Raw genomic sequence first — 22,378 nt, forward strand, 5'->3', positions numbered from 1 at the left:
GGGAGGTTCACCCACCCCACACCCGATGTCCACAACCACAGGCATCAGGTCTCGGCAGGCGACGCGGCCAGGCTGGACGAAGAGTCGAGGACGGAGGCCGCCAGGACGGGCGCGGGCTCGCGGACGGAGTGGGTGCGCACGGGCGAGGGCTCCAGCGCGGAGGGCGGCTCAGCGGGCTCCTCGGGCAGCGCCGGGTGGGTGAAGCCCAGGAAGTCGCGCCGGTAGATGCGCACCATCGCCATGAAGAGCGCGGCGATCAGCGGCCCCACCAGCATCCCCATCATCCCGAACACCGCCATGCCGCCGAACATGGACAGGAAGACGAGCAGCGGGTGCAGCGCCATGCGCGTGCCGCACAGCTTGGGGCGGATGAGGTTGTCGATGGTGCCCACCACCACGGCGCCCCACGCCCCCAGGAAGATCCCCGCGCCCATCTTGCCCGAGAGGACCAGCAGGACGCTGATGGGCACCCAGACCAGGCCCGTGCCCACCACGGGCACCATGGCGGCGATCACCATGGCCGCGCCCCACACCCCCGCATGCGGCACGCCGGCCAGCAGCAGCCCCAGCGCCCCGGTGGCGCCCTGAATGAACGCGGTGATGGTGTTGCCGTAGACGATGGCGTAGGCCACGTCGTTGAACTCGCGCGAGAAGTGCTGGATGTAGCGCCGCTCCAGCGGTACCAGCCGGATGGCCTCGGCGTAGAGCCGCCGCCCATCCAGGAAGAAGTAGTACATGGCCACCGTCATGAGGAACAGGTTGACCACGAACGTGGAGCCCAGGCCCACCGCCTGGGTGATGAACGCGGCGCCCCCGGTGGCGGCGGACACCAGCGCCTCCTCCGTCTTCGAGCCCACCGTCTCCGGCCGCACGTAGCGGCTCAGGGAGGAGGGCAGGCTGGAGATCAGCTCCTGGCGCACATCCACCCGCTCGAGGAACGCGGGCAGGTGCGCCGCGAGCTGGAACAGCTCACGCCCCACCAGCCAGCCAATCCCGGCCAGCGGCACGAGGATGAGCAGGAAGACGGCCAGGGTGGAGAGTGTCGCGCACAAGGCCTTGTGGCCCTTGAGCCGCCGACACAGGAAGTCCTGGATCGGTAAGAACAGAACGACCAGGAAGCCGCCCAGCAGCACCGGCATCAAAAAGGGCAGCAAGATGAAGGAAAACAGCACCAGCGCGAGCGCAAAGAGCCCCGCGAACACGACATTGGACCACCGCTTCGAATCCGACGCCGACACTCCCCACCACCCTTGAGCCGCCAGGCCCCCACGCGCCACATCCAACGTAGGAATGCCCCCCATCTCGGGGAAGTCCTGATCCTCCCTGAAGGAAACGAGCTATGACTTCTGGACGCTTCTGGTTGATCGCCGCCGCGCTGGCGAGCCCCGCCCTCGCCGCCATCGCCTGCGGAGGCGGCGGCGCGCCGTGCACCACCTGCGCTCCCATCGAGGGCCGCTACCCGCTGGAGTTCGCCGCGGGCGCCGTGCCGGCCGACTGTGCCTCGCTGAACGTGGCGCTGCCGCGGGGGCCCTTGGACATCCAACGCGCGGGGAGCCAGCTCACCGCCACCCTGGACAACGTGCCCCTGCAGGGGACGCTCTTCCAGTCCTCCGACTTCAACCTGTTGGGGAGCCAGGCGGCGCAGGACGGCGGCAGCACCACCCAGTTCGCCTTCAGTGGGAGCTACACCCCCGGGCGAGCGGACGGCGGCACGGGGAGCCTCTCCGGCTCCTTCACGGGGACCTACTCCCGGCCCTCGCCCCAGGGCACGGGCCGCTGCACCCTGCCTCGCGCCTACACGGCTACCCAGCAACCGGCGCAGCCGTGAGTCGCGAGCGCAGGCCTACTTCTTCTTGCCCGCCTCCTTGGCGGCGACCTTCTGCTTCTTCATGCGCTTCTTCCACGCCTGACGGTTCTTCATCTGCACGCGACGGTGCTTGCTCTTGCTACGGGCCATTCCAGTGACTCCTGGGTGAGGAAAAGGGAGCGCTACGTATCAGAAGACCCCCCGTTAGCGGAACCCTTCGCTTCATCCGGGGCGGGCCGGGTGGGATAAGGGATGCCCTCGGCCCCCCGGACGGCGGTCGGAAGGGCCTCGGCCAGCCTCACCTCGCCCTCCTTGTCCGCGTCCACCGGCTTCTGCCGCGAGGCCGGGGCGCTGCTCTGCTGGGGGCGCTTCTTCACCGAGGCGAAGATGGGGCGGCAGGCGTCCACGAAGCGCCGCACCTCGTCCAGCGGCAGCGCCGGGCAGTAGTTGTCGTTCACGCCCTTCATGGGCTCGGCCATGCACATGGCGTTGAGGATGGCCTCCTCCGTGGCCTCCATCACCGCCTCGTAGAGCGGATCCAAGCGCTGATCCAAGAGGATCTTCAGCTTGTAGACCATCTTCTGGGTGCGCCGGGGGATGATGTTGGCCGTGGAGAAGCCGACGATGATCTCCCCGGAGCCGTGCGCCGCGTAGCTGCCCACCCGGCCGATGCCCAGCGACACGCGCTTGCACAGGCGGTTGATCTGGTGGCTGAGCAGCGGCGCGTCCGTGGCCACCACCGCGATGATCGAGCCGTACGTCTGCCCGCGCCGGGGCGTGTCCTTGAACTTCTCGGCGAGCACCTCGCCCACGGGCAGGCCGCCCACCCGGAGGTTGTGCATCTTGCCGAAGTTGGACATCACCAGCACGCCCAGGGTGTAGCCCCCGAGCGCCTCGGGCAGCTTGCGCGAGGAGGTGCCGATCCCGCCCTTGAAGTCGCACGTCACCATGCCGGTGCCGCCGCCCACGTTGCCCTCGGCCACCGGGCCCGCCTTGGCGTTGTGGATGGCCTCCAGCACGTGCTGATCCCTCACGTGCCGGCCGGAGATGTCGTTGAGCCAGCTGTCATCGCACTCGCCGACGATGGGGATGATGACGTCATGCTCGTCGCCGATGCCGGGGTAGCGCTCCACCAGGTAGCGCGCCACCCCGTCCGACACGGCGCCCACCGCCATGGTGTTGGTGAGCATGAGGGGCGTCTCCACCAGGCCCCACTCCATCAGCTGCGTCATGCCGGACACCTCGCCGGCGCCGTTGAGCACGAAGCCGCCGCCGTTCATCCGCTCCATGAAGATGTTGCCGTTGCCGGGCAGGATGGCGGTGACGCCGGTGCGCACGGGCCCGTGGCCGGGCCGCAGCGGGCCCTCGCCGCGGATGATGGTGCTGTGGCCGACGAGCACTCCCTCCACATCGGTGATGGCGTTGTACTTGCCGGGCTTGAAGCGGCCCAGGGGCAGCCCCAGCTCGCGAGCTCGGACGCGCGGCACGGTGAGTTCCAGTTGGCGCTGAGACGACATGAGGCCCCGGACGCTAGTCCAGCCCTGCGCCCGGTCAACCGTTCTGGGGGGTGCGCAGGAGCCCTTCCAACAACATCCGGCTCTGGGAGACGGCGAGCGCCTCGGCGTCCATGCCCCCCTTCCCCATCTGCCCGAGCACCCCGTCCACCAGCAGCGAGGCCAGGCCGTGCACCAGGGACCAGGCCCCCAGCGCCAGCGCGTGTGTGTCCCCCGGCCTGAACAGGCCGGCCTGCTGCCCCTCGGAGAGGCACTGCAGCAACAGGCCGAAGGCGTTGCCGCCCTCCGCGCTGAGCCCCTGGTGCTCCTCGGGCCGGACGAAGTGGGGCCCGAACATGACGCGGAAGTGCGAGGGGTGCTGGACGGCGAACAGGACATAGGCCACGCCACTGGCGCTCAAGCGCTCCGCGGGGCCACCCGCCGGGGCCATCCGCTCGCGCATCTGGGCGGCCATGGCGCGAAACCCCTCCTCGGCCACGGCGGCCAGCAGGGCCTCCTTGTCCGCGAAGTGCCGGTAGGGCGCCGCGTGCGTCACCCCGGCCCGCCGCGCCACCTCGCGCAGGGTGAGCGCGCTGAACCCCTCCTCGGAGATCAGCGCCAGGGACGCATCAATGAGCGCGCGGTGCAGATCTCCATGGTGGTAGCGGGGCTTGGGCTGTGTGCTCGTCTTCTTCCGGGCGGCCACGGACGATTCTCCTCCCTCGGAAGGTAACACCCACCGCCTCTGAAGTAACCAGCGTCAACTTGGCGCCCGTCCCCCAAGGTGGTCAATCAGGCAGCAGCTCGTAGGTCGCGTCATCCTTCTGGGGGATGCTGAGCCCCCGGGTCGTCTGGGTGACGATCCCCTGTATCGCATGGTCCACCTCGAGGGGCGCGATGTGCGCGGCGCACAGCTTCCCGGAGGGGAGCTCCGTGGGCGAGATCGTCGCTCGAGAGAACGTGACCGACGTATGCGGCGGCACGACCCGGTCCACGGTGTAGTGGTCGTAAAGGGCCTGCGGATCGCTGGGACGACACCAGAACTCGGCCCGGATGGTGGTCGTCAGCGAGCCCGAGTCATTGTGGACGAGCATCTCGGTGTTGAAGGCGCCCGAGTTGGCCGGGCTGGGGAACTCGAACTTGATGAGCGGTGCGGAGAAGCCGGAGCCGGAGGAGCTGCACTGGTAGCCGCTGCTCGGCATCTCGGGGCCGTCGTTCACCACGGCGTTGAAGCTCTTGTCGCTCGTGAGGACCGCGTAGCCCTTGGCTCCCTGAGGGAAGCCGCCAAAGGTCCCCGCCCATGGAGAGGCAATGGCGTTGCTGAATGGGGGAATCCCCGAGAACGGCTGCGAGTACACCCCCCCTCCCTCGATCTTGAGCTCGGCCAGCACATCCGTGGTCCCGTTATTGTCGTCGCTCATGATTCCGATGCCCGTGGAGCTCAGGACGGGCTGCCCGTCCGGCCCCGTCAGTCCCGTGGGAACCGCGTTCTTGATGAGGGGGCAGAGCACGCGCTGCGATGCGGTGGGGTCATTCGGGATCCGCGTGAAGTTGTGAGCGATGACGGTGGGGATGGGATCCACCCCGGTGGAGGGGTACTCCACCGCTACCGCAGCCAGGACGTTGCCGTTGGTGCTGCTGAGCCTGACGGAGCCGAGGCACTTGGTGCCCTCATTCAGGGTGCAGGACGCGGGCGGATGAGTTGTTCCATCGTGATACCACACGAAGTCCGAGGCCTGGAACGCGACGGAACTCCTCGCTGGAATGGAAGCGCCTGCGTAGTAGGTCTTCCCGTCACGCATATAGAGGTTGAGGCCTGCGGTCGTCGCTACAGCGCCCATATTCTGGACGAACAGTTGCGTGGAGCGCTGGCTGTAGCCGCTCTTCATGATCGGGTAGCCGAGCGCGACCGTCGTCTCCGCGTTGGCGCCGGCCTTCAAGCCAACATAGGCCGCGGTCGCGATGCCGTTGGACCGTCCCATGCTGCCAACGGGTGTGTTGGAGAGCAGCACCACGGCGCGCACCTCGCCATCGGCCTCGACGCTCATCGAGCCCTCGAAGTTGCCTGTGGCGATGGCCGGGATGCCGATCGTCCCGTCCGAGCCAGGGTTGTCCATGCGAAACACGACGAAGGCATGGGGCTTCAGCTCGGTCTCCGCGCACCCGCTGGACGCCGCCGAGCCACGCGGCCGCGCCGTCAGCCGGATGTGGACTGGGACGCTCTCCGTGTTCTGGATGATTGCATTCGTGTACCAGCCAGCGCCCGGCAGGGTGGCCGAGGCAGTCCGCATGTCCATGATGAGCGGGAGCGCCAGCGTCTTGTCCACCTCATAGGTGTACATCTGGCATGTGGCACTCAGCGCTCCCACCTGCGGCTGGCCCGTGGGTTCAGCTTCCGAGGACTTCATGCCACACGCTGAAGCAAGGAACGACAGTGACATCCCCAACACAGCAACGCGAACCGTGAGCATCGTTTCTCCTGGGCTTTAGAGGCTGCGGGGTCACCTGTTGCAACCCTCCGACCACGCCATGGCCCAGGGCGACGCGCTGTAAAGCTGCGGCACGACTGCGCGTCACATCCAGGCCGACGTGTCGAATCAGTCGCACTCGACACGTCGGACCTGTGTCCCACGGAGCTCCGCGGGTGCCCTGCTGCTCACGGACGTGCGCCGGCTGGTGGCGTAGGCTGCGCGGGTGCCAGGGAACGTCTCCCTCCGCCTCACGAGGTCCACCCCATGGAGAGCACGCCCGCCCCCGAGCTGCACCCGGCCCTGCTTCCCGGAGGCACGGTGGTGGGGCGCTGGCGCGTGGTGGCCTGGGCCGGCCGCGGCTCCTCTGGCACTATCTACCGCGCGGTTCCCCTGGGCCAGGAGCGTGCGCCCGCGGTGGCCCTCAAGCTGGCAGTGCACCCGGAGGATCCGCGCTTCGAGCGCGAGGGCGAGCTGCTCTCGCGCCTGCGCCACCCCAGTGTTCCTCGCCTGTGGGACCGAGGGGCCTGGCAGCCGCCAGCAGGCCCGCCCCATCCCTTCCTTGTCTTGGATTGGGTGGACGGAGCCACTCTGTACGAACAGGCTTTGTACCCGCGCTCCTCTCCGCAAGTGCTGCAACTGCTGGCCCAGCTGGCCCGCGCCCTCCAAGAGCTCCACGCACTCGGAGCCATCCACCGCGATATCAAAGGTGACAATATTCTGGTGCGTTACGCGGATGGTCGCGCGCTGCTCACCGACTTCGGCGCGTGTCATTACCCGGGGGCCGCCACCCTCACTCCGTCCGCCATGCACCCGGGCACCCCCGCCTACCGCTCTCCCGAGTCCTGGTGCCTGGAGTTCAACCGCGACCGCTCACTCCAGCACCGCGCACAGGCCGAGGAGGATCTCTTCGCCCTGGGCGTCACCGCGTGCCGGCTCATCACCGGTGAGTACCCGAAGCTGGCAGCGCCTCGCAGGGATGAGCACGGGCAGTGGCACGTGGACGCTGTGACTCCTCCCACAGCGCTGGGCCGGGACAAGCGCATCGACCCGACGCTGCGCGGGTGGATTCTGCGCCTGCTCTCGGTGCGCCCGGAGGAGCGCGGCAGCGCGGCGCAGCTGGCCGAGGCCCTGGAGCAGCACACGGCGCGCCCCCTCGCGGACTCCCCTGCTCCGCGCTCGCTCCAGGCGCACCGAGTGACGGAGCCACCGGCGAAGTCAGCCGCGGCCTCACCTGTACCGGCGAGGAGCACGCGAAGCCAGAGGCCGTGGCGGGTGCTGGCGGTGGCGGCCGTGGCCTTGGCAGTGGGTGCGTGGTGGGTGGGGACTGGGCGGGCCGGAATCACCCGCTCCCTCAAGCACACCGAGCTTGCGCCCCTGGGCAGCTCCGGCGCGGGGACGGCGGGGCTCGGCCATGCAGCCATGTCCCCGTCCACGGTGGCCTCTCCTGCCCTCCAGGAGCCCAAGGGCCTGGCGGAGGACACGCTGCCCGCGCCACTTCCGGAGCAGGTACGGCCCGATTCCAAAGGGCGCTGCCCTCACAAGAAGCAGGTGGCCCTCAACGGAGGCTGCTGGTGGGAGATGAATGAGGACCGAGAGACCTGCGATGCGGCCCTCGGCGGATACATGAGCAGGATGTTCAAGAACAAGTGTTACATGCCGGTCCTGCCCCACGGACGCCAGCCCAACTCCAGCCCTACGACTCCACCGTGATCCGCATCTCAGCAGGAGACGATCTGCGGAAAGCGCGGGATTTCGATCGCGGCGAGCGAGCGATGAGCAGTTGTCACAGCACTGTGCGCCCGCCGATCTCCGGGAAGCGCCCGTAGGCTCGCTTGAGCGCGTCCAGATGGGCGGGGTTGTCGAGAGCAAGCGGCGTATCCGTGAGCCGAACCACCCACCCGCCCGTTGCAGTGCGCCGCGCCCGGGAGAGCAGGTCCGCGTCGCGCGAGGGGTCCGGGAACCCGATGGCTTGGGCGGCAGCAGCCGACCAGTAGTTCAGCCAACCCAGGCGATGCGGAATCTCTGGCGCGCGGAGGTCCCATGAGAGTTTGAGCGCAGGGAGCCCTCGGGGTGGGCATGGCGGCCCCTCCAATGTGGGGCTCGTCTGCAGTGCAATGTCCAGCGCCGCACTGCCCGGCGTCGCATGTCCCCACAGCGCACGTGAGCCCTCCGCCACTTCCTCCAGCACATCCGCTGCCTCCACGATGCCGGCTGCCTCCAGTGGCCATTCCGCATGAACTTCAAACTGTGCTTGGCCACCCGGCGCCTCGCTGGCCAGCATTTTCACGCCGTAGATCGTCACGAGGTTGTTCTCGTCACCGTTGCAGAGGAGAGGAAATCCCCCGTCTCTCTTCTCTTCTGCGATCCACACATCACGCTGCGCCAATGGGATGAACCGCCCCTCGTCAGAAATCGTCCACTCCAGGCGCAAGCCAGGGAGAGCGCGTTCCATTCCATGGACGACGGTGGCCGGTCGGCCGTCGCCTCCCACGAGTGCAGGCGCGTACACGATAAGAATGAGGGATCCTTGTGGGGCTGCCATTCAGCACCATTCCATGACGACGATGTTGAGGGTGGGCACCTGTGCGAGCAGCGCAGCCCGGTGCGCGGCGCTCCGCACGCCGACAACGAAGTCATAGCCACAAGCCCTTGCGATCTCGCGCTCGCGCCGCAACTCCGGCACTTGGTTTCCGATCACAATCCCCTGAAGGGTGGCTGTGTACGTGTCGAAGTTATCGGTCTTGACCTCCCACAGAATGCCCGCGCGGATTTGCAGAGCGTCGAAGTGCTTGCCGTTGACGAGCACATCAAAGCCGGGGAAACCGTTCTGCGGAACCTTGTCGGCGCACTGATTGTGCAGGGGATCTCCGCCAAGGTGCGGCTTGATGTAGGGGATGCACTCAGGACGGGGGTCCGAAACCACCGGAGCAGGCGGATCCTTGTTCGATCCAGACCTCTCCGGCGCCGGGTTCGCCTGCGGTTCCTGCTGTGGGTGCGCATGGGGGTCCACTATGACGGTTATGGGCGGAGACAAGCCGGGCGCCGGAAGAACGGGCGCAACAGACCTTGGAGCGACGAGGGGCTCCACCCATGGGACAACCTCTTGGTTGTACTGCTTCGGCTTGCTCTCCCGCGGCTCGGTCGTAGCGCAGGCGCCGAGCAGGAACAGGAGTGCGCTGCCGATTCGGATACTCATTCCACGTTCTTTCATCGAAGCGGGGCGGTGCGGGTCACGGTTGAGCCGGTGCTACGTTGGATCATGTCAGCATGCCCCGACAGCGAGAGCCGGTGGAGCGGGCAGCCACCATCGAGGCTACCCAGTTCGGGCCTGTTTTTGCGCTGCCCGGAGCGGCACCGCGCCCCTCTGCTTCCGGCGCGTCGATGGGCGTGTCCCCCGGCGCGTCGTGGTCCACCTTCACGCCCGCCAGCTTCAGCAATGGACCGCCGTTGCTGAACCTGAAGCTCAGGACGCCCGGCGGATGGACGGGCGGGAGGAGTTCGTCAGCTCCAGCTGCTTGGCCCGGTACAGCTTCTCCAGATCGCTGCGCTCCTGCTCGGAGATGCGCCCGCCCGCGCGGGCCTCCTTGATGCTCATCCCCACCTTGCGCAGTGAGCGCGCATCCCGCGCCCCGGCAATGCCTCGGGCCAGGGTGCTCGCCTCGCCCCACGTCAGCGGCACGGGCGCGGCCGAGGCCTCGCTCTTCCCCGCACCGAAGTCGAACGAGGCAGCCCGCTCCCCCGCCATCAGCGGCGGCAGCGGCTCGTGGCCCCCCGCTGCCTCCGAGGCCCCCTCCCCCCGAGGCGTGGACACAGGCGCCGCCGGGTTGGAGGCACTGCCCAGATCCTGGAGCATGAAGTCCTCCACGTCCTGGGTGAACATGTCCGAGCAGCGCGCCAGCGCGATCGCCCCATCCACCTGGGCGCGCTTCTTCGCCATCTTCAAAATCGTGTTGTCCAGGTCCGCGATGTCCTCGTTCTCCACGCGGCCCACGGACTGGCTGGTGATGCGTTCGTCCGTGGCGGCGTACTTCTCTCCGCAGCCGCCCTTCTTCTTGAAGCAGACCCACCCGCCGCCGTACTCGCTCTTGCCCTGGATGATGGCGTCCTTGGTGCAGACGGGGCACTTGCGGTGGGCCAGGCGCCAGCGGAACCGGCTCTCGCGGCTGTTGGCCGAGCCGTAGCCCTCCGCCAGCACCGTGCCCAGCTCCCGGCTGAGGATGCGGCAGCGGAAGGTGTACTTGAAGAAGCCGCTCTCGAAGTCCTCGTGGCAGAACTCCGGCACCAGGGTGAACTCCGGCGTGCAGCCGAACAGATCGATCAGCTTCTCGGCGCCGGGCTTGAGCAGCGTGGGCTTGTCCGAGCCGGCGATGCGGCCGTAGTCGGTGCCCTCCACCATGCCCTGCTTCACATACTGGGCGAGGACCTGGTGCTGCTCACGCTCCTCCTTCAGGAGCCCGGCCGTGAGCTGTGCGCGACGGGGGACTGGCACCGCCGTCTCGCTGCGAATCGTCTCACCCTGCATGAAGACCTCCCTCTCGATGCCTCCAGTCCTAAATCAGGGGTCTGACGCTCACGCCTTGGGTGGGGGCCTCCACCCTCCCAGCCAGGTCGTCTCGCACTGCACGGTGCTGCCAATCCGGTGGTCCGGCTCGCCACCCCGGTGGTAGGGTTCGCGCGCCATGGCCAAGTCCCCCTGCCCCGTGTCCCAGACGCAGTTCCTCGAGAAGGCCGAGCCGCTGAAGATCGCCATCAACGGCCAGGAGATGCTCGCCGAAGTCAAAGCGTTCTCCACCGGCTCGTTCGGCTGGTACCTCAATGGCAAGACGACCGTCACCGTGGACGGCAAGCCCGTCTCGGTGCAGATCGGCATGAACCTGACGATCGTCGGCTCGAAGGAAGCGGCGCGCTAGCCTCCGCGGCCCCGCAACACGAAGGGCCCACCCCTCGCCGTTGGGCGAGAAGCAGGCCCTCGTGTGCCCGAGCCGCGTCGCGTGGCGAAGTGGCTCTGCCCCCGTCAGATCGGGCGGACGTTCTGCGCCTGCAGGCCCTTGGGGCCCCGGGCCACGTCGAACGTAACCTTCTGCCCCTCCTGGAGGCTGCGGAAGCCATCGGCCTGGATGGCAGTGTGGTGGCAGAAGACATCCTCTCCGCCGCCGTCCTGCGTGATGAACCCAAAGCCCTTCGCATCATTGAACCACTTCACGACACCAGTCGCCATTGTTCGATTCCTTGCTCGTCCGGAGCTGTTGATTGCGCCGGAGTTCCGGCCCGCCTTGCGAACCGTGGCCCCCCCGTGACAGCTTCCGAGGAGAAAAGCCAGGGGGGGCTGCTCGATTTCCGCGTCCGGACCCGCAACTGAACGTTCGACAGGCAACCAGACGCGGGGAAGTTGCTAGCAACTGAACAGTTAGTCCTGTAATGCGGGGCTAATGCTCCGATTCTCCGCCGACCGACGAACGCTCCTGTGGTGCGCGGCCATGCCCGGGGTGGCCCTCACCCTGTACGCCCGCCCCGAGCTCATCCCTTGGCTGTGCCCGCTGGCGTGCTACCTGGCGTTGTCCGCGGGAGTCATAGCCCATAACCACAACCACTGCCCCACGTTTCGCAGCCGCTCGCTCAACAACGCGTTCGGCATGTGGCTGTCCATCTTCTACGGCTACCCCACCTTCGCGTGGATCCCCACGCACAACCTGAACCACCACAAGTACGTGAACAAGGCGGGGGACGCGACCATCACCTGGCGCTACACCAACCGCCACACGACCTGGGTGGCCGCCAGCTACTTCTTCGTCTCGTCCTACTTCCAGAGCGATCCGATCAAGGCCTTCATCCGCAAGGCGCGCACGAACAACCGGGCGCTCTACCGGCAGATCATCACCCAGTACGTGGTGTGGGCCGGCACGCACCTGCTGCTGCTGGGGCTGGCCATGGCGATCCACGGCCCGAAGGCGGGCGCGCGGGTGTGGATCTTCGCGTTCCTGATCCCCGCCGTGTTCGCGCTGTGGACGATCATGTTCTTCAACTACATCCAGCACGTCCACACGGACCCCTGGAGCGAGCACAACCACAGCCGCAGCTTCACGGGCTGGGCCATCAACTTCTTCCTCTTCAACAACGCGCTCCACGCCGCGCACCATGAGATGCCGGGCGCGCACTGGAGCACGCTGCGCGAGGCCCACACGCGGATCGACGCCGAGATCCACCCGGACCTCAAGCCGCGCTTCTTCTTCCCGTGGTGCTTCGCCAACTACGTGCTGGCGCCCGTCTTCCCGCGGTTCGGCACGAAGCAGATCGGCCGCGCCCCGTTCTCCCTGCCCACCGGAGAGCAGGCGGACGTGGCGTTCGGCGACGAGCTGGAGGCGGTGGAGTCCGGCAGCAACGCCGCGCGGGTGTAGGCCCGCGCGGCCCGGCCGCTCACTTCAGCGAGGGCGGCCGCTTCGCCGCGACGCACGTCAGCAGCGTGGGATCGCACACGGTGGCGAAGTCCGGGTTGATGGTGCCCGCCTTCGCGCAGAGGTCATTGTCCGGCTGGCCGCCGTTGGCGCAGTCGACGTCGCCGGGCCACATGGCCCAGACCTCGTACTGCGCGGTGCACCCGTCCTCGGTGTACTCCAGATCCGCCACCATCTGCGTGCCCGGAGCGCGGGGGATGGCCAGGATCCGGACGTTGCTCCAGCGATAGGTGACGTGCCGGCCTGGCGCATCTCCCTCGTTGGGCGCCTGCTTCTCGGCCACGGCCATGTCGGTGGCGGAGCAGAAGCCGTCCGCGTCCGCCTCCTTGGCCAGCGCCCCGAGCGAGTACGGCAGGTGCGTCGGATCCGCCTCATCCAGCTCCATGAGCGTGGCCGGCTTGATGGAGAAGCTCTCATCACCCGAGGGCGTGGAGAACTTCTGGATGCCGAGCATCTCGCTGGCCTTCGCGGGACAGCCGCTGTCGCTCTTGGGATGGTAGGTGGCGGACCAGTTGAGGTTCTGCACGGGGCAGCCAATGGACGGCTGCTCGGTTTCGCAGGCGGCGGTCAGGGTGGTGGCGAGCACCAGTCCGAGGATTCGTCGAGTCATGGGAGAGACCTTTTCTGGGAGCAGCACGCCTAGAACGTCACCCGGGCGCCGAGGCGGAACGAGCGAGGGGCCTGATAGGCGGTGGGTTTGCCGAAGTTCTTGTTGACGGCATCCTCGGGGATCGGCTCGTTGTTGTTCGTCGGATCCACCACCTTGCCGGGCAGATCGCTCTTCGAGCCGCCGACGATGGGGAGCACCGGCGAGAAGGTGTAGTTCTGATCGTACGCGGTGGCCGTCTGGAAGTTGAAGATGTTGAAGACGTCCAGGCTGACCGAGGCGACCATGTCCTTGGCCAGCGTGTAGTTGACGGCCAGGCGGCTGTCGAAGCGGTTCACCCAGGGCAGCCGGCCCGCGGTGCCTCGCGGCAGGATGTAGGCCTGCCCGGGGCCGTAGTCGGCGTGCGCGCCCAGGTAGCTGTACGGCGTGCCGGAGCTGCCCCGGTAGGACATGCCGAGGTTGAGGCTCAGGCCGGGCCGCAGCACGAACTCGCGCGCACCGAAGGCCTTGATCTGGTGCGTGCGATCCGCCGGCAGCAGGCCGTTGCGGTTGGGCAGCAGGGACACCAGATCGAAGTCCGAGTTGATGTTCGGATCGAGCTGGCCGGTGTCGGTGCGGAACAGGCCCTCGTAGTTGCCGTAGAGCCGAGACCACGTGTAGCTCACCTGCGCCAGCCAGAGATCCGCGAAGGTCTTCGAGAAGAAGAGCGTGACGGCGTCATAGCTGCGGTGGGGCTTCACGAAGTCCTTGGCGAAGCCATAGCCCGGGTTGCCGATGAAGTACGTCTGGCCGTCATCGCGGCTCATGTCCTCGATGACGACGTTGAGCGAGCGCCGGGTGTACGAGAGGCCCACGCGCGAGTTGGAGAACAGCTCGTACTCGCCGCCCACGACGAGCTCGTCCGAGGACTGGGGCTTGATCGTGGGATCCACGATGGTGGCGCCCGCGCCCACGGCGCTCCAGAGGCGGTTGGCATCCAGCGGATCCTGATCGGGCAGGCGCGCGGCGTCGGTCTGGCAGACGCCCCGCTGCTGCTCCGGATCGCGCGGATCGCACTTCGCGGAGCTCTTGTCCGAGCGCACACCGGGCTCGCCCGGGAACGAGCGGTCCACCATGTCCAGCGGGACGCTCTCGTAGTACCGGGCGAAGTTGCCGTAGAGCTTCATGCGGCCGGAGTGCGTGGGGTCCACGATCAGGCCCAGGCGCGGAGACCACTGGTTGGGCAACACCATGGCTGTCTTGCCGCCACCGATGAGCTGCTGTGAGTCGTAGCGCAGACCCACATTGAGGGTGGCCGTGTCGAAGAGGCTCCAGCTGTCCTGGAGGAAGCCGCCGATGGAGTTGGACTTGGACTGCGGGCTCTGCGAGTCCTGGATGATGACCTCGTCCGGCCCCACCAGGTAGCCGTACTGGCGGTAGTCCCGGAAGTAGGTGCCGTCATCCGACTCGGTCAGCACGCTGCGGCCCGTCACCGAGCGGGTGTGGTTGTAGACCATCTGCTCGAGATCGATGCCCGCCTTGAAGACGTGCTGCCCGGCGGCGTTCACCAGGAAGGTGCCCACGGCCTTGCCCTGGTAGCGCTCCAGCGTGGCGTCATCCAAGCGGCCCGGCCCGCCCGTCAGGTACCCCAGCACCGGACACAGCCCGGGGCTGCATACGGAAGGATCCGGGAGCGACTCGAAGTCGGTGATGGAGTGCAAGGGCGTGGTGCGCTGCCAGGTGACGTTGGAGACGCCCGCCAGCCCCTGCATGGTGCCGCCCTGGGTGCCGTCCGCGGCGCGGATCGACAGATCCTGGTGGTGCCAGCCCGCGGTGGCGTTGAAGAGCAGGCGCTTGTCGAGGAAGGAGGAGGACCACTTGAGGCTGGTGTCCAGGCTGTTGGTGGAGCGCTGGGTGGCGATGGCGCCGTACTCGCCGTTGATGCGGTCCACCTCGGGAGCGCCGGTGCGCTCGCTGATGGAGAAGCGGCCCTCGCCGCCCGAGGAGGTAGGCGTGCCCGTCACCGTCAGCGAGATGTTGTGATCCTGGTTGACCAGGTAGGTGAGCTTGCCGATGTACTGGAAGCTCTTCTGATCCGCGAAGTAGAACTGCTGGGTGCCTGGGATGCGCTGGGTCTGTAGGAAGCCGCGCTCGTCCGTGGCGGGCAGGCCGTTCGAGTCCAGCACCAGGGAGTTGAGGTTGCGCTCCAGCTGGTAGCGGGTGAACGAGGGCGCGAAGCCCACGTAGAACCAGAGCTTGTCCTTGAGGATGGGGCCTCCCAGCTCGGCGCCGAAGTCTCCCAGGTTCCACAGCGAGGACTGGCCGGAGACGGTGCCCGCCTCCTGGCGGATCTCGGTGGCGGTGCCGCCCAGCGTGCCCGGAGTCATGTTGCCGAACACGGAGCCGTGGAACTCGTTGGAGCCGGACTTGGTCACCGCGTTGACGACGCCGCCGGTGGCGCGGCCGTACTCGGGCAGGTAGCCGCCGCTGATGACGTTGACCTCGCCGATGAACTCCACGCTCAGCGGGGTGCCGTTGATGCCGAAGCCGGGATCATTCACGGACACGCCGTCGACGATGTACTGGTTCTCGGGCGAGGTGGCGCCGCTGACGGAGACACCGTAGGTGTCCGCGTTGGCGCCGGGGGCCAGCTCCGCCAGGGACTCGAAGGAGCGCGCCGCCGCGCCCTTGCCCGTGGGCGCCACGACGGCGATGTTCCGCACGAAGGCGCTGCTGACGTTGACGCCCGTGGACGTCGAGCCGATGTCGACGGTGGGCGCCTGGCCGACGATCACCATCTCCTCGGTGAGCGCGGACTCCGGGATCAGCTCCACGTTGAGGCGGACCGAGTAGTCCAACCGGAGGGTGATGCCGTCACGGGAGTACGGCTTGAAGGCCTCCTTCTCGAAGCGCAGCGAATAGGTGCCGGGGGGGAGCTGGGGGATGCGGTACGCGCCGGAGCCGTCGGTGACGACGATCTGCTCGCCCTGGAGGTTGGGAGAGGTGGCCGTCACCACCACGTCCGCCACGGGCTTCTTCGTCGTGGTGTCCACCACGGTGCCGAGCAGCACCGAGCTGCCCTGGGCCAGGGCCGGGCTGGCCAGCAGACACAGGGCCAGTACCAGGAGTCCGGAGTGCCGGAGGTTCCGTCTATCTGTCATGGGGCTTCTGGCCCGGGGGGTGCGGGTCTCTACCGCCGGGCGCTCCTCGCCCGCGTAACAAATGCTCAGGCGCGAACAGAAGCAAGCGTTCCTTTCAATCTTCCCGTTGCGCTCCCGCATTTGCCTCCGAGTGCTGGGCCACCGCTCCTGGGATACGCTGGCGGTATGCCCCCTCGCCCACCAGGGCCGCCTCCGCCGCGAACGTTGTCGTTGCCCTACCGCAAGCCTCAGCTCGGCAGGGACTACTGGACCCACGAGCAGATGCTGCCCAACGCGATGGAGGTACGGGAGCGCTGCCTGGCCAAGCCCCAGTGGGATCTGGGCCTGCCCTACCGCAAGGAGACCTGGCCGGGGATGCGCGCCGCGAACGCGCTGCTGCCGGAGGAGCTGGAGCGAGTGGAGGCGTGGGTGAAGGAGCAGACCGGGGCAAGCCGGCTCTGGCAGGAGCGCACGCCCGAGGGCACCGCGCTCAACCACAACTGCGTGCAGTTGGTGGGAGAGAAGGACTCGGGCCCGAGGCCCCACACGGACTCGCTGCGGCTGTGCCGGTACGCGGCGGTGCTGTACCTGACGCCGGAGGCGCCCCCCCAGGCGGGCACCTCCTTCTACCGGCTGCGGCTGCCGAACGGAGCGCTGAGCGGCAACATCTGCCCCTCTCCGCACGCCAACCTGCGCGAGGCCCTGGGCGTCACCGGGCTGCCGCTCCAGGCCTGGAGCGAGGAAGTGACAGTGCCCAACGTGTTCAACCGGTTCCTGCTGTACCGGGCGGATCTGGTGCACTCGGCCACCAGCTACTTCGGCGCCGAGCCGCACACCAAGCGGATGACCGCGGTGTTCTTCTGGATGGCGGCCTGAGCACCACGTGGCGGACGCTCCTCACCTCCAACCCATGGGTGATTCGGCCTTCGTGGTCCGCTTCGGGGAGCTCATCTCTCCGGAGCTCCATGCGCGAGTCGTCGGGGCGCTGCGGGCCCTGGACGCGGCCCGCGAGCACTGGGTGGTGGATCTCGTGCCCGGGTACGCGAGTGTCATGGTCATCTACGACGCGGTGCGGGCCGCGCCCGAGGATGTTCAGCGTTGGCTCGAAGCCACGCTCCCGAACGCTCGCCCCGAGCCTCCCAGCCTCCGCCTCATCGAGGTGCCTGTCTGGTACCACCCTTCCGTCGGACCGGACCTCGAGCCGCTCGCGCAAGAGAAAGGGCTCAGCGTGGAAGAGCTGGTCGCCCTCCATACCGCGCCCGAGTATCTCGTGTATTTGCTGGGCTTCCGGCCCGGGTTCCCATTCCTTGGCGGGCTCGATCCGCGGTTGTTCTCGCCTCGGTTGGCGACTCCCAGAACCGTGGTCCCCGCACGCTCGGTGGGAATCGGCGGCCAGCAGACGGGCATCTATCCTCTGAGAAGTCCTGGAGGCTGGAGACTGCTCGGGCGGACGCCCCTGAGGATCTTCACCCCTGACGAGGCCCTGCCTTTCGTGCTGAGCGTCGGAGATCGCCTGCGGTTCGTCTCCATCACCGAGGAGCAATACCGCGAGCTCGGCGAAGGAACTTCCTCGTGAGCCTCCGGGTACGAAAGCCGGGGCTGTTTACGATGATCCAGGATCTCGGCCGGCCGGGACAGGGACGCTGGGGAGTTTCGCCTTGCGGCGCAATGGATCCGCTGGCGCTGAGGCTCGCCAACCTCCTCGTCGGCAACGACGCAGGCGCGGCCGCGCTCGAGGTGACCCTGAAGGGACCGGAGCTGATGTTCGAGGAGGAAGCCGCCTTCGCGCTCACCGGAGCGAACCTTGGAGCCACACTGGACGGAACTGCCCTCCCATGGGGACAAGCTCAGCGAGCCCAAGCCGGACAAGTCCTCCAGTTCGGCGCCAGAGCCCAAGGGGCGAGGGCGTATGTAGCTGTCGCCGGAGGTCTTGGCCGAAGCGCACGTCGCTTCTTGAACAGCGTTGCGACGGATCTCGACGCAGGCCTTGGAGGACTGGATGGTCGGCCACTCCGAGCCGGGGATACCCTCGCGCTGGAGCCTCAACCGTCCTTCCAGGCCAGGACAGTCCACGGTGCATGGGAGCGCTGGTACCAACCTCCCGACGTGGTGCGCTTCATCCCCGAGCCGGGCACGCCACTTCCCGCCGCTGCGGTGGAGGGCTTCCAAGCGGCACGGTTCCGGATCTCGTCGAAATCCAACCGCGTGGGCTATCGGCTGGAAGGAGCCGTGCTGCCCGCGGAGACTGGAGGGCTCCAGCTCTCGGAGCCGGTGGCGCCCGGCACCATCCAACTCCCCCCGAATGGCCAGCCCATCGTGCTGATGGCCGATCGACAGACCACCGGTGGCTATCCGCGGCTCGGGCACGTCATCCGCGCGGATGTGCCGAAGCTCGCGCAGCTCTGGCTGGGGGACGCGGTGACTTTTCGCGCCGTCACCCTGGATGAGGCAAGACAGGCCCTGGCCGAGCTGCAGTCGTGGCTCGAGAAAGCGGTGGCGTGATGCTCGCATGGTACCTGGAGGCGGACTCGAAGCAGCGGCGGACGCTCTGGGCCGGCTCGCTGGGGTGGATGCTCGACAGCATGGACACCATGCTGTTCGCGTTGGTCCTGACCCCGGTGATGAACGACTTCGCGCTCTCCGAGCGAGAGGCCGGTGTGCTCGGCTCGCTCACGCTGCTGTCTTCCTCCGTCGGAGGCATCTTCTTCGGAGTGCTCGCCGACCGGCTCGGGCGAACCCGGGCGCTCATGGCCAGCATCCTGGTGTACTCCGTCTTCACCGCCGCCTGCGGTGTCTCACAGACGCTCGGGCAGCTCGCCGTGTGCCGGGTGTTGCTCGGGCTGGGCATGGGCGGCGAGTGGGCCACCGGAGCCGCGCTCATCTCCGAGACATGGCCCGCGCGCCACCGAGGCAAGGCGCTGGGGCTGATGCAGAGCAGTTGGGCCGTGGGCTACGCCGTCGCGGCCGTGGTGACAGCGCTCATCCTCCCCCGGTACGGATGGCGAGCCGTCTTCTTCGTGGGGCTTCTCCCGGCGCTGCTCACCCTCTGGATCCGCAAGGCCGTCCCCGAGCCCGAGCTGTGGACCCAATCCCGCGCCGCAGCCACCGAAGGAGGCATGAGCCGCGTGCTCGGAGATCCAGCGGTGCTGCGCAGGCTCACCATCGCGGCGACGGTGAACGCCGCGACGATGTTCGCGTGGTGGGGGCTCTTCACGTGGATCCCAAGGTTCCTCAGCGTGCCGCTCGAAAAGGGCGGCGCCGGCCTCGACATCGTCAAGACGTCCACCTGGATCGTGTTGATGCAAGCGGGCATGTGGCTCGGCTACGTCAGCTTCGGCTTCATCAGCGATTGGTTCCGCCCCAAGCCCACCTACATCACCTACCTGTTCATCGCCGCGGCGCTGGTCCCGCTCTATGCGCGCACCCGCGATTCCACCGTGCTCCTGGTGCTGGGCCCACTCGTGGCGTTCTTCGGGACGGGCTACTTCACCGGCTTCGGCGTGATGACCGCCGAACTGTTCCCCACGCGCATCCGTGCCACGGCCCAGGGTCTCACGTACAACCTGGGACGGACCGTGAGCGCGGTGGCTCCCTTCGCCGTGGGCTCACTCGCGGTGGACCATGGCCTCCGGGTGGCGTTCAACATGGTCGCCGTGGCGTTCCTGGTCGCGGGATTGCTCGCCTTCCTCCTCCCGGTCCAGGGTAGGAAGGACCTGATGGCGGATTGAACGCGGCTCGGGTGGAGGCTCGAAGTCCATGGAGTGTCTTCTCAACATCGATCTCGGCGAGCTGCCCGACGAGGACGAGCAGCTCTATGCACTCGCCCACGTGGCCAACATCGCCTGCGGCGGGCATGCGGGAGACGAGGCCTCCATCCGCCACGCGCTGGAGCGCTGTGCCCGTCATGGGACTCGCGCCGGAGCCCACCCCTCCTACGTCGATCGCGAGGGCTTCGGGCGCCGGGCCCTGGAGGTGACTGCCGAGGTGCTGCGCTCGCAGATCATCGAGCAGTGCGCTCGGCTCGCAGCGCCGGCCAAGGCCCTGAACGTTCCGCTGGAGTTCGCCAAGCCGCATGGAGCGCTCTACCACTCGGCCAACCGTGATCCCCCGCTCGCTCGGGCCGTGGTGTCGGCGGTGCGCGAGGTGCTTGGCCCCCGAGTCATCTTCATCGGGCCGGGCTCCGGCGCCCTGCGCGAGGCGGCTCGGGAGGCGGGGCTCCCCTACGCGCGGGAAGGCTTCGCCGATCGAGGCACGCTGCCAGACGGAACGCTGGTGCCCCGCGGTCAGCCCGGTGCCGTCATCACGGATCCCCGGGTGGCGAAGGAGAACGCGGTGCGGCTGGCCCAAGGTGGCACCATCGACACGCTCTGCGTTCACGGGGACACGCCAGGAGCGGTGACGGTGGCACGCGAGGTCCGGGCCGCGCTCGACGCGCTGGAGCGCTCCTGAGATTCTCGAGCGCACGAGACACGAGAGATGACCGGCCCCGCCGAGAGGCCCTTCACGCACATTAAGGAACACGACCATGACACTGAATGGACGAGTCGCACTGGTAACGGGTGGGAGCCGAGGCATCGGCAAGGCCATCGCCGTGGCGCTGGCCGAGGCGGGCGCCAACGTCGCGTTGAGCTACCGCTCGCGGGAGGAGGAGGCCGAGGAGGTGGTTCGCACCATGCAAGTCAGTGGCCGCCACGCGGTGGCCTTGCAGGCGGACGTCGGCTCGGCGGCCTCGATTGACGCGCTGGTGAAGACCACGGTGGATCGACTGGGTCCCGTGGACGTGCTGGTGTGCAACGCGGGCGTCGGCCAGCCCGCCAGGCTGGAGGAGCTGACCCTGGCGCTCTGGGAAGAGACACTGAACGTGAACCTGCGCTCCGCCTTCCTGCTCACCCAGGCGGTGGTGCCCACCATGAGAGCGCGCAAGTTCGGCCGCCTCATCTATCTCTCCTCGACGGCCGCGCAGGTCGGCGGCATCGTCGGGCCGCACTACGCGGCGTCGAAGGCCGGGCTGCTCGGGCTGATGCACTCCTACGCCTCGCAGCTCGCCAAGGAGGGCATCACCGCCAACGCGATCTGCCCCGCGCTCGTGGCGACGGAGATGCTGACGGACAACCCTCGCGCCCCGAAGCCGGAGTCGCTGCCCGTGGGCCGCTTCGGGCGTCCGGAGGAGGCCGCTGAAGTGGCGGTCATGCTGGCGCACAACGCCTTCATCACGGGACAGACGCTCCAGGTGAACGGTGGCGTCTATATGACGTAGGCCTCTCGTCGGAGACACCATGCCTCGCTTCTCACTGCCGCTCCTGCTCGCCGCGTCGCTGCTCGGCTGTGCCACGAACACCGCCGCCCAGCGAGCCGAACCCCAGGCCCCCGCTGCAACCCCTCCCCAGGCCACGGGGGCCGGCGTTACCTCACTGGCCGACCTCGACTCGCTGACCCTGCCGGCCCTGCCCGCCTGGGTCGACAAGTACGCCGATACGCCCCAGGGAGATCAGCGCTTCTTCAACATGAGCCGGCTGATGGAGCGCTTCGGGCTCGTGCGCGCCCAGGCCGTCGAGCTGCAGAACCACTACCGGGATCTCACCCGCGCCAACCCCAGCGCCGATCACCTCAGCGCCTTCAACACCGCGCTCGATCGCGTGCGCCACGGCAACTACGAGAGCCGCCTCGATCTGGAGCGGCTCGCCAAGGCGCGCTTCATCGTCGTCTTCGATCTCGATGAGACCCTCTGGAGCCAGTACTACCCGCCCGAGGTCGGCGCCACCTGCCATGATCTCGTCATCCAGGAGGGCAAGCCCCCCGCTGGGCGGTACGTGAAGCTCGTGCCCGGCTGGCAGCAGGCCTTCGAGCGCATCCTGGCGCTCGGCGGCGCCGTGGTCCTCTTCTCCGCCAACCTCGAGGACTCCACCCACGAGAACCTGGCCCAGTGGAAGTTCAACGGGGTGCCCCTCACCGAGTCCCCCGCCATCTCGGGCATCCTCACCAACGGCCACCTGATCCTTCAGGACAAGTCCGAGGGCGTCACGGATCCGCACAAGGGCTCACCCATCCGGGAGCCCTCGAAGGATCTGCGCATCTTCGACGAGAGCCTGCGCCGGGTGATCATCGTCGACGACAACCCCACCCGCCTCTTCCAGCTGCGCAACGAGCGCGTCTTCAAGAAGTTCGAGGCGGGCACGTACTGCACCAGCTTTGACCGGCTGCTGCACCGCGCCTTCGATGAAGCCATGCCCCAGGTCGTCAAGGAGATCGAAGAGTCGGTCCAGTACATGAACCAGCAGCGCGTCGAGTTCGCCGACGCGTACCTGCCCTACACCTCGCTCGGCCAGGTCACCGTGCGCTTCATGGAGGGGATGGGCTTCGATCACGCCCAGGCCATCGAGTACGTGCGCAGCCACCCCCAGTCTGTCGACCCCAAGTACTGAGAGCGCC

22 protein-coding genes are annotated in these 22,378 nt (G+C 67.9%); 11 read left to right on the forward strand and 11 right to left on the reverse strand.

The genetic code is table 11. The features are described from left to right. Positions 1-44: 44 nt before the first annotated feature. Positions 45-1,301, reverse strand: coding sequence for an AI-2E family transporter (locus tag ACJ8AT_RS21630; RefSeq protein ID WP_407739689.1), 1,257 nt, complete (start codon positions 1,299-1,301; stop codon positions 45-47). Positions 1,302-1,339: 38 nt separating this feature from the next. On the opposite strand from ACJ8AT_RS21630, the gene ACJ8AT_RS21635 reads away from it, so the two are divergent. Beyond that, a complete protein-coding gene (locus ACJ8AT_RS21635) occupies positions 1,340-1,828 on the forward strand; it encodes a hypothetical protein (RefSeq protein WP_407739690.1) in 489 nt (162 codons plus the stop codon). 15 nt (positions 1,829-1,843) lie between these two features. On the opposite strand, the gene ACJ8AT_RS21640 is transcribed toward ACJ8AT_RS21635, so the two are convergent. The 4 genes from ACJ8AT_RS21640 to ACJ8AT_RS21655 form a co-directional block, all read right to left on the reverse strand. Then, positions 1,844-1,957 carry an aminopeptidase gene (locus ACJ8AT_RS21640; protein WP_407739691.1) on the reverse strand — a complete coding sequence of 38 codons (114 nt, stop codon included), beginning with the start codon at positions 1,955-1,957 and terminating at the stop codon, positions 1,844-1,846. A 32-nt stretch (positions 1,958-1,989) separates the two neighbouring features. Then, on the reverse strand, positions 1,990-3,324 hold the full coding sequence (locus tag ACJ8AT_RS21645; RefSeq protein WP_407739692.1) for a P1 family peptidase: 1,335 nt from the start codon (positions 3,322-3,324) through the stop codon (positions 1,990-1,992). Between the two features lie 34 nt (positions 3,325-3,358). Then, on the reverse strand, positions 3,359-4,006 hold the full coding sequence (locus tag ACJ8AT_RS21650; protein ID WP_407739693.1) for a TetR/AcrR family transcriptional regulator: 648 nt from the start codon (positions 4,004-4,006) through the stop codon (positions 3,359-3,361). Between the two features lie 82 nt (positions 4,007-4,088). Beyond that, positions 4,089-5,708: a hypothetical protein gene (locus ACJ8AT_RS21655; protein ID WP_407739694.1), complete on the reverse strand. Its 1,620-nt coding sequence runs from the start codon at positions 5,706-5,708 to the stop codon at positions 4,089-4,091. Between the two features lie 327 nt (positions 5,709-6,035). On the opposite strand from ACJ8AT_RS21655, the gene ACJ8AT_RS21660 reads away from it, so the two are divergent. Then, complete coding sequence (locus ACJ8AT_RS21660) at positions 6,036-7,481, forward strand: serine/threonine protein kinase (protein WP_407739695.1); 1,446 nt, start codon at positions 6,036-6,038, stop codon at positions 7,479-7,481. 73 nt (positions 7,482-7,554) lie between these two features. Here the strand turns inward: ACJ8AT_RS21660 and ACJ8AT_RS21665 are convergent, their stop codons facing one another. From ACJ8AT_RS21665 to ACJ8AT_RS21675, 3 genes are all read right to left on the reverse strand, one after another. After that, positions 7,555-8,313 (reverse strand): DUF5953 family protein, encoded by a 759-nt coding sequence (locus ACJ8AT_RS21665; protein WP_407739696.1) that lies wholly within the window; start codon positions 8,311-8,313, stop codon positions 7,555-7,557. Beyond that, positions 8,314-8,967 carry a DUF6310 domain-containing protein gene (locus ACJ8AT_RS21670; RefSeq protein WP_407739697.1) on the reverse strand — a complete coding sequence of 218 codons (654 nt, stop codon included), beginning with the start codon at positions 8,965-8,967 and terminating at the stop codon, positions 8,314-8,316. Positions 8,968-9,234: 267 nt separating this feature from the next. Beyond that, positions 9,235-10,293 (reverse strand): hypothetical protein, encoded by a 1,059-nt coding sequence (locus ACJ8AT_RS21675; RefSeq protein WP_407739698.1) that lies wholly within the window; start codon positions 10,291-10,293, stop codon positions 9,235-9,237. A gap of 157 nt (positions 10,294-10,450) precedes the next feature. Here ACJ8AT_RS21675 and ACJ8AT_RS21680 point away from each other — a divergent pair, with 157 nt between their 5' ends. Beyond that, complete coding sequence (locus tag ACJ8AT_RS21680; RefSeq protein WP_407739699.1) at positions 10,451-10,681, forward strand: hypothetical protein; 231 nt, start codon at positions 10,451-10,453, stop codon at positions 10,679-10,681. 104 nt (positions 10,682-10,785) lie between these two features. Here the strand turns inward: ACJ8AT_RS21680 and ACJ8AT_RS21685 are convergent, their stop codons facing one another. Further along, positions 10,786-10,989, reverse strand: coding sequence for a cold-shock protein (locus tag ACJ8AT_RS21685; RefSeq protein WP_407739700.1), 204 nt, complete (start codon positions 10,987-10,989; stop codon positions 10,786-10,788). Positions 10,990-11,248: 259 nt separating this feature from the next. Here ACJ8AT_RS21685 and ACJ8AT_RS21690 point away from each other — a divergent pair, with 259 nt between their 5' ends. Then, on the forward strand, positions 11,249-12,166 hold the full coding sequence (locus ACJ8AT_RS21690) for a fatty acid desaturase family protein (RefSeq protein WP_407739701.1): 918 nt from the start codon (positions 11,249-11,251) through the stop codon (positions 12,164-12,166). A 19-nt stretch (positions 12,167-12,185) separates the two neighbouring features. Here the strand turns inward: ACJ8AT_RS21690 and ACJ8AT_RS21695 are convergent, their stop codons facing one another. Together ACJ8AT_RS21695 and ACJ8AT_RS21700 are read right to left on the reverse strand one after the other, a co-directional pair. Further along, positions 12,186-12,833 (reverse strand): hypothetical protein, encoded by a 648-nt coding sequence (locus tag ACJ8AT_RS21695; RefSeq protein ID WP_407739702.1) that lies wholly within the window; start codon positions 12,831-12,833, stop codon positions 12,186-12,188. Between the two features lie 29 nt (positions 12,834-12,862). Further along, positions 12,863-15,970, reverse strand: a complete 3,108-nt coding sequence (locus ACJ8AT_RS21700) for a TonB-dependent receptor domain-containing protein (protein ID WP_407739703.1) — start codon at positions 15,968-15,970, stop codon at positions 12,863-12,865. 204 nt (positions 15,971-16,174) lie between these two features. Between ACJ8AT_RS21700 and ACJ8AT_RS21705 the strand changes: the two genes are divergently transcribed. From ACJ8AT_RS21705 to ACJ8AT_RS21735, 7 genes are all read left to right on the forward strand, one after another. Next, positions 16,175-16,825, forward strand: a complete 651-nt coding sequence (locus ACJ8AT_RS21705; RefSeq protein ID WP_407739704.1) for a hypothetical protein — start codon at positions 16,175-16,177, stop codon at positions 16,823-16,825. 34 nt (positions 16,826-16,859) lie between these two features. After that, entirely contained in the window at positions 16,860-17,525 is a 666-nt protein-coding gene (pxpB, locus tag ACJ8AT_RS21710) for a 5-oxoprolinase subunit PxpB (RefSeq protein WP_407739705.1), read from the forward strand. Then, on the forward strand, positions 17,522-18,451 hold the full coding sequence (locus ACJ8AT_RS21715; protein ID WP_407739706.1) for a biotin-dependent carboxyltransferase family protein: 930 nt from the start codon (positions 17,522-17,524) through the stop codon (positions 18,449-18,451). The genes pxpB and ACJ8AT_RS21715 overlap by 4 nt, the downstream gene beginning before the upstream one ends. Beyond that, positions 18,451-19,677 carry an MFS transporter gene (locus ACJ8AT_RS21720; protein ID WP_407739747.1) on the forward strand — a complete coding sequence of 409 codons (1,227 nt, stop codon included), beginning with the start codon at positions 18,451-18,453 and terminating at the stop codon, positions 19,675-19,677. The genes ACJ8AT_RS21715 and ACJ8AT_RS21720 overlap by 1 nt, the downstream gene beginning before the upstream one ends. A 28-nt stretch (positions 19,678-19,705) precedes the next feature. Beyond that, positions 19,706-20,398: a 5-oxoprolinase subunit PxpA gene (locus ACJ8AT_RS21725; RefSeq protein WP_407739707.1), complete on the forward strand. Its 693-nt coding sequence runs from the start codon at positions 19,706-19,708 to the stop codon at positions 20,396-20,398. A gap of 76 nt (positions 20,399-20,474) precedes the next feature. Next, positions 20,475-21,206, forward strand: a complete 732-nt coding sequence (locus tag ACJ8AT_RS21730) for an SDR family NAD(P)-dependent oxidoreductase (RefSeq protein ID WP_407739708.1) — start codon at positions 20,475-20,477, stop codon at positions 21,204-21,206. A gap of 19 nt (positions 21,207-21,225) precedes the next feature. Next, positions 21,226-22,371: an NIF family HAD-type phosphatase gene (locus ACJ8AT_RS21735; protein WP_407739709.1), complete on the forward strand. Its 1,146-nt coding sequence runs from the start codon at positions 21,226-21,228 to the stop codon at positions 22,369-22,371. The last annotated feature ends 7 nt before the right edge of the window (positions 22,372-22,378 follow it).

The sequence above is a fragment of the Hyalangium sp. genome (assembly GCF_045802625.1).
GTDB lineage: Bacteria > Myxococcota > Myxococcia > Myxococcales > Myxococcaceae > Hyalangium.

Bases quoted from the DNA above. Each gene is read 5' to 3' on its own strand.
- ACJ8AT_RS21630 (WP_407739689.1), bottom strand. From the start codon at position 1,301: ATGGGGGGCATTCCTACGTTGGATGTGGCGCGTGGGGGCCTGGCGGCT.
- ACJ8AT_RS21635 (WP_407739690.1), top strand. From the start codon at position 1,340: ATGACTTCTGGACGCTTCTGGTTGATCGCCGCCGCGCTGGCGAGCCCC.
- ACJ8AT_RS21640 (WP_407739691.1), bottom strand. From the start codon at position 1,957: ATGGCCCGTAGCAAGAGCAAGCACCGTCGCGTGCAGATGAAGAACCGT.
- ACJ8AT_RS21645 (WP_407739692.1), bottom strand. From the start codon at position 3,324: ATGTCGTCTCAGCGCCAACTGGAACTCACCGTGCCGCGCGTCCGAGCT.
- ACJ8AT_RS21655 (WP_407739694.1), bottom strand. From the start codon at position 5,708: ATGAAGTCCTCGGAAGCTGAACCCACGGGCCAGCCGCAGGTGGGAGCG.
- ACJ8AT_RS21660 (WP_407739695.1), top strand. From the start codon at position 6,036: ATGGAGAGCACGCCCGCCCCCGAGCTGCACCCGGCCCTGCTTCCCGGA.
- ACJ8AT_RS21665 (WP_407739696.1), bottom strand. From the start codon at position 8,313: ATGGCAGCCCCACAAGGATCCCTCATTCTTATCGTGTACGCGCCTGCA.
- ACJ8AT_RS21670 (WP_407739697.1), bottom strand. From the start codon at position 8,967: ATGAGTATCCGAATCGGCAGCGCACTCCTGTTCCTGCTCGGCGCCTGC.
- ACJ8AT_RS21675 (WP_407739698.1), bottom strand. From the start codon at position 10,293: ATGCAGGGTGAGACGATTCGCAGCGAGACGGCGGTGCCAGTCCCCCGT.
- ACJ8AT_RS21680 (WP_407739699.1), top strand. From the start codon at position 10,451: ATGGCCAAGTCCCCCTGCCCCGTGTCCCAGACGCAGTTCCTCGAGAAG.
- ACJ8AT_RS21685 (WP_407739700.1), bottom strand. From the start codon at position 10,989: ATGGCGACTGGTGTCGTGAAGTGGTTCAATGATGCGAAGGGCTTTGGG.
- ACJ8AT_RS21690 (WP_407739701.1), top strand. From the start codon at position 11,249: ATGCCCGGGGTGGCCCTCACCCTGTACGCCCGCCCCGAGCTCATCCCT.
- ACJ8AT_RS21695 (WP_407739702.1), bottom strand. From the start codon at position 12,833: ATGACTCGACGAATCCTCGGACTGGTGCTCGCCACCACCCTGACCGCC.
- ACJ8AT_RS21700 (WP_407739703.1), bottom strand. From the start codon at position 15,970: ATGACAGATAGACGGAACCTCCGGCACTCCGGACTCCTGGTACTGGCC.
- pxpB (WP_407739705.1), top strand. From the start codon at position 16,860: ATGGGTGATTCGGCCTTCGTGGTCCGCTTCGGGGAGCTCATCTCTCCG.
- ACJ8AT_RS21720 (WP_407739747.1), top strand. From the start codon at position 18,451: ATGCTCGCATGGTACCTGGAGGCGGACTCGAAGCAGCGGCGGACGCTC.
- ACJ8AT_RS21725 (WP_407739707.1), top strand. From the start codon at position 19,706: ATGGAGTGTCTTCTCAACATCGATCTCGGCGAGCTGCCCGACGAGGAC.
- ACJ8AT_RS21730 (WP_407739708.1), top strand. From the start codon at position 20,475: ATGACACTGAATGGACGAGTCGCACTGGTAACGGGTGGGAGCCGAGGC.
- ACJ8AT_RS21735 (WP_407739709.1), top strand. From the start codon at position 21,226: ATGCCTCGCTTCTCACTGCCGCTCCTGCTCGCCGCGTCGCTGCTCGGC.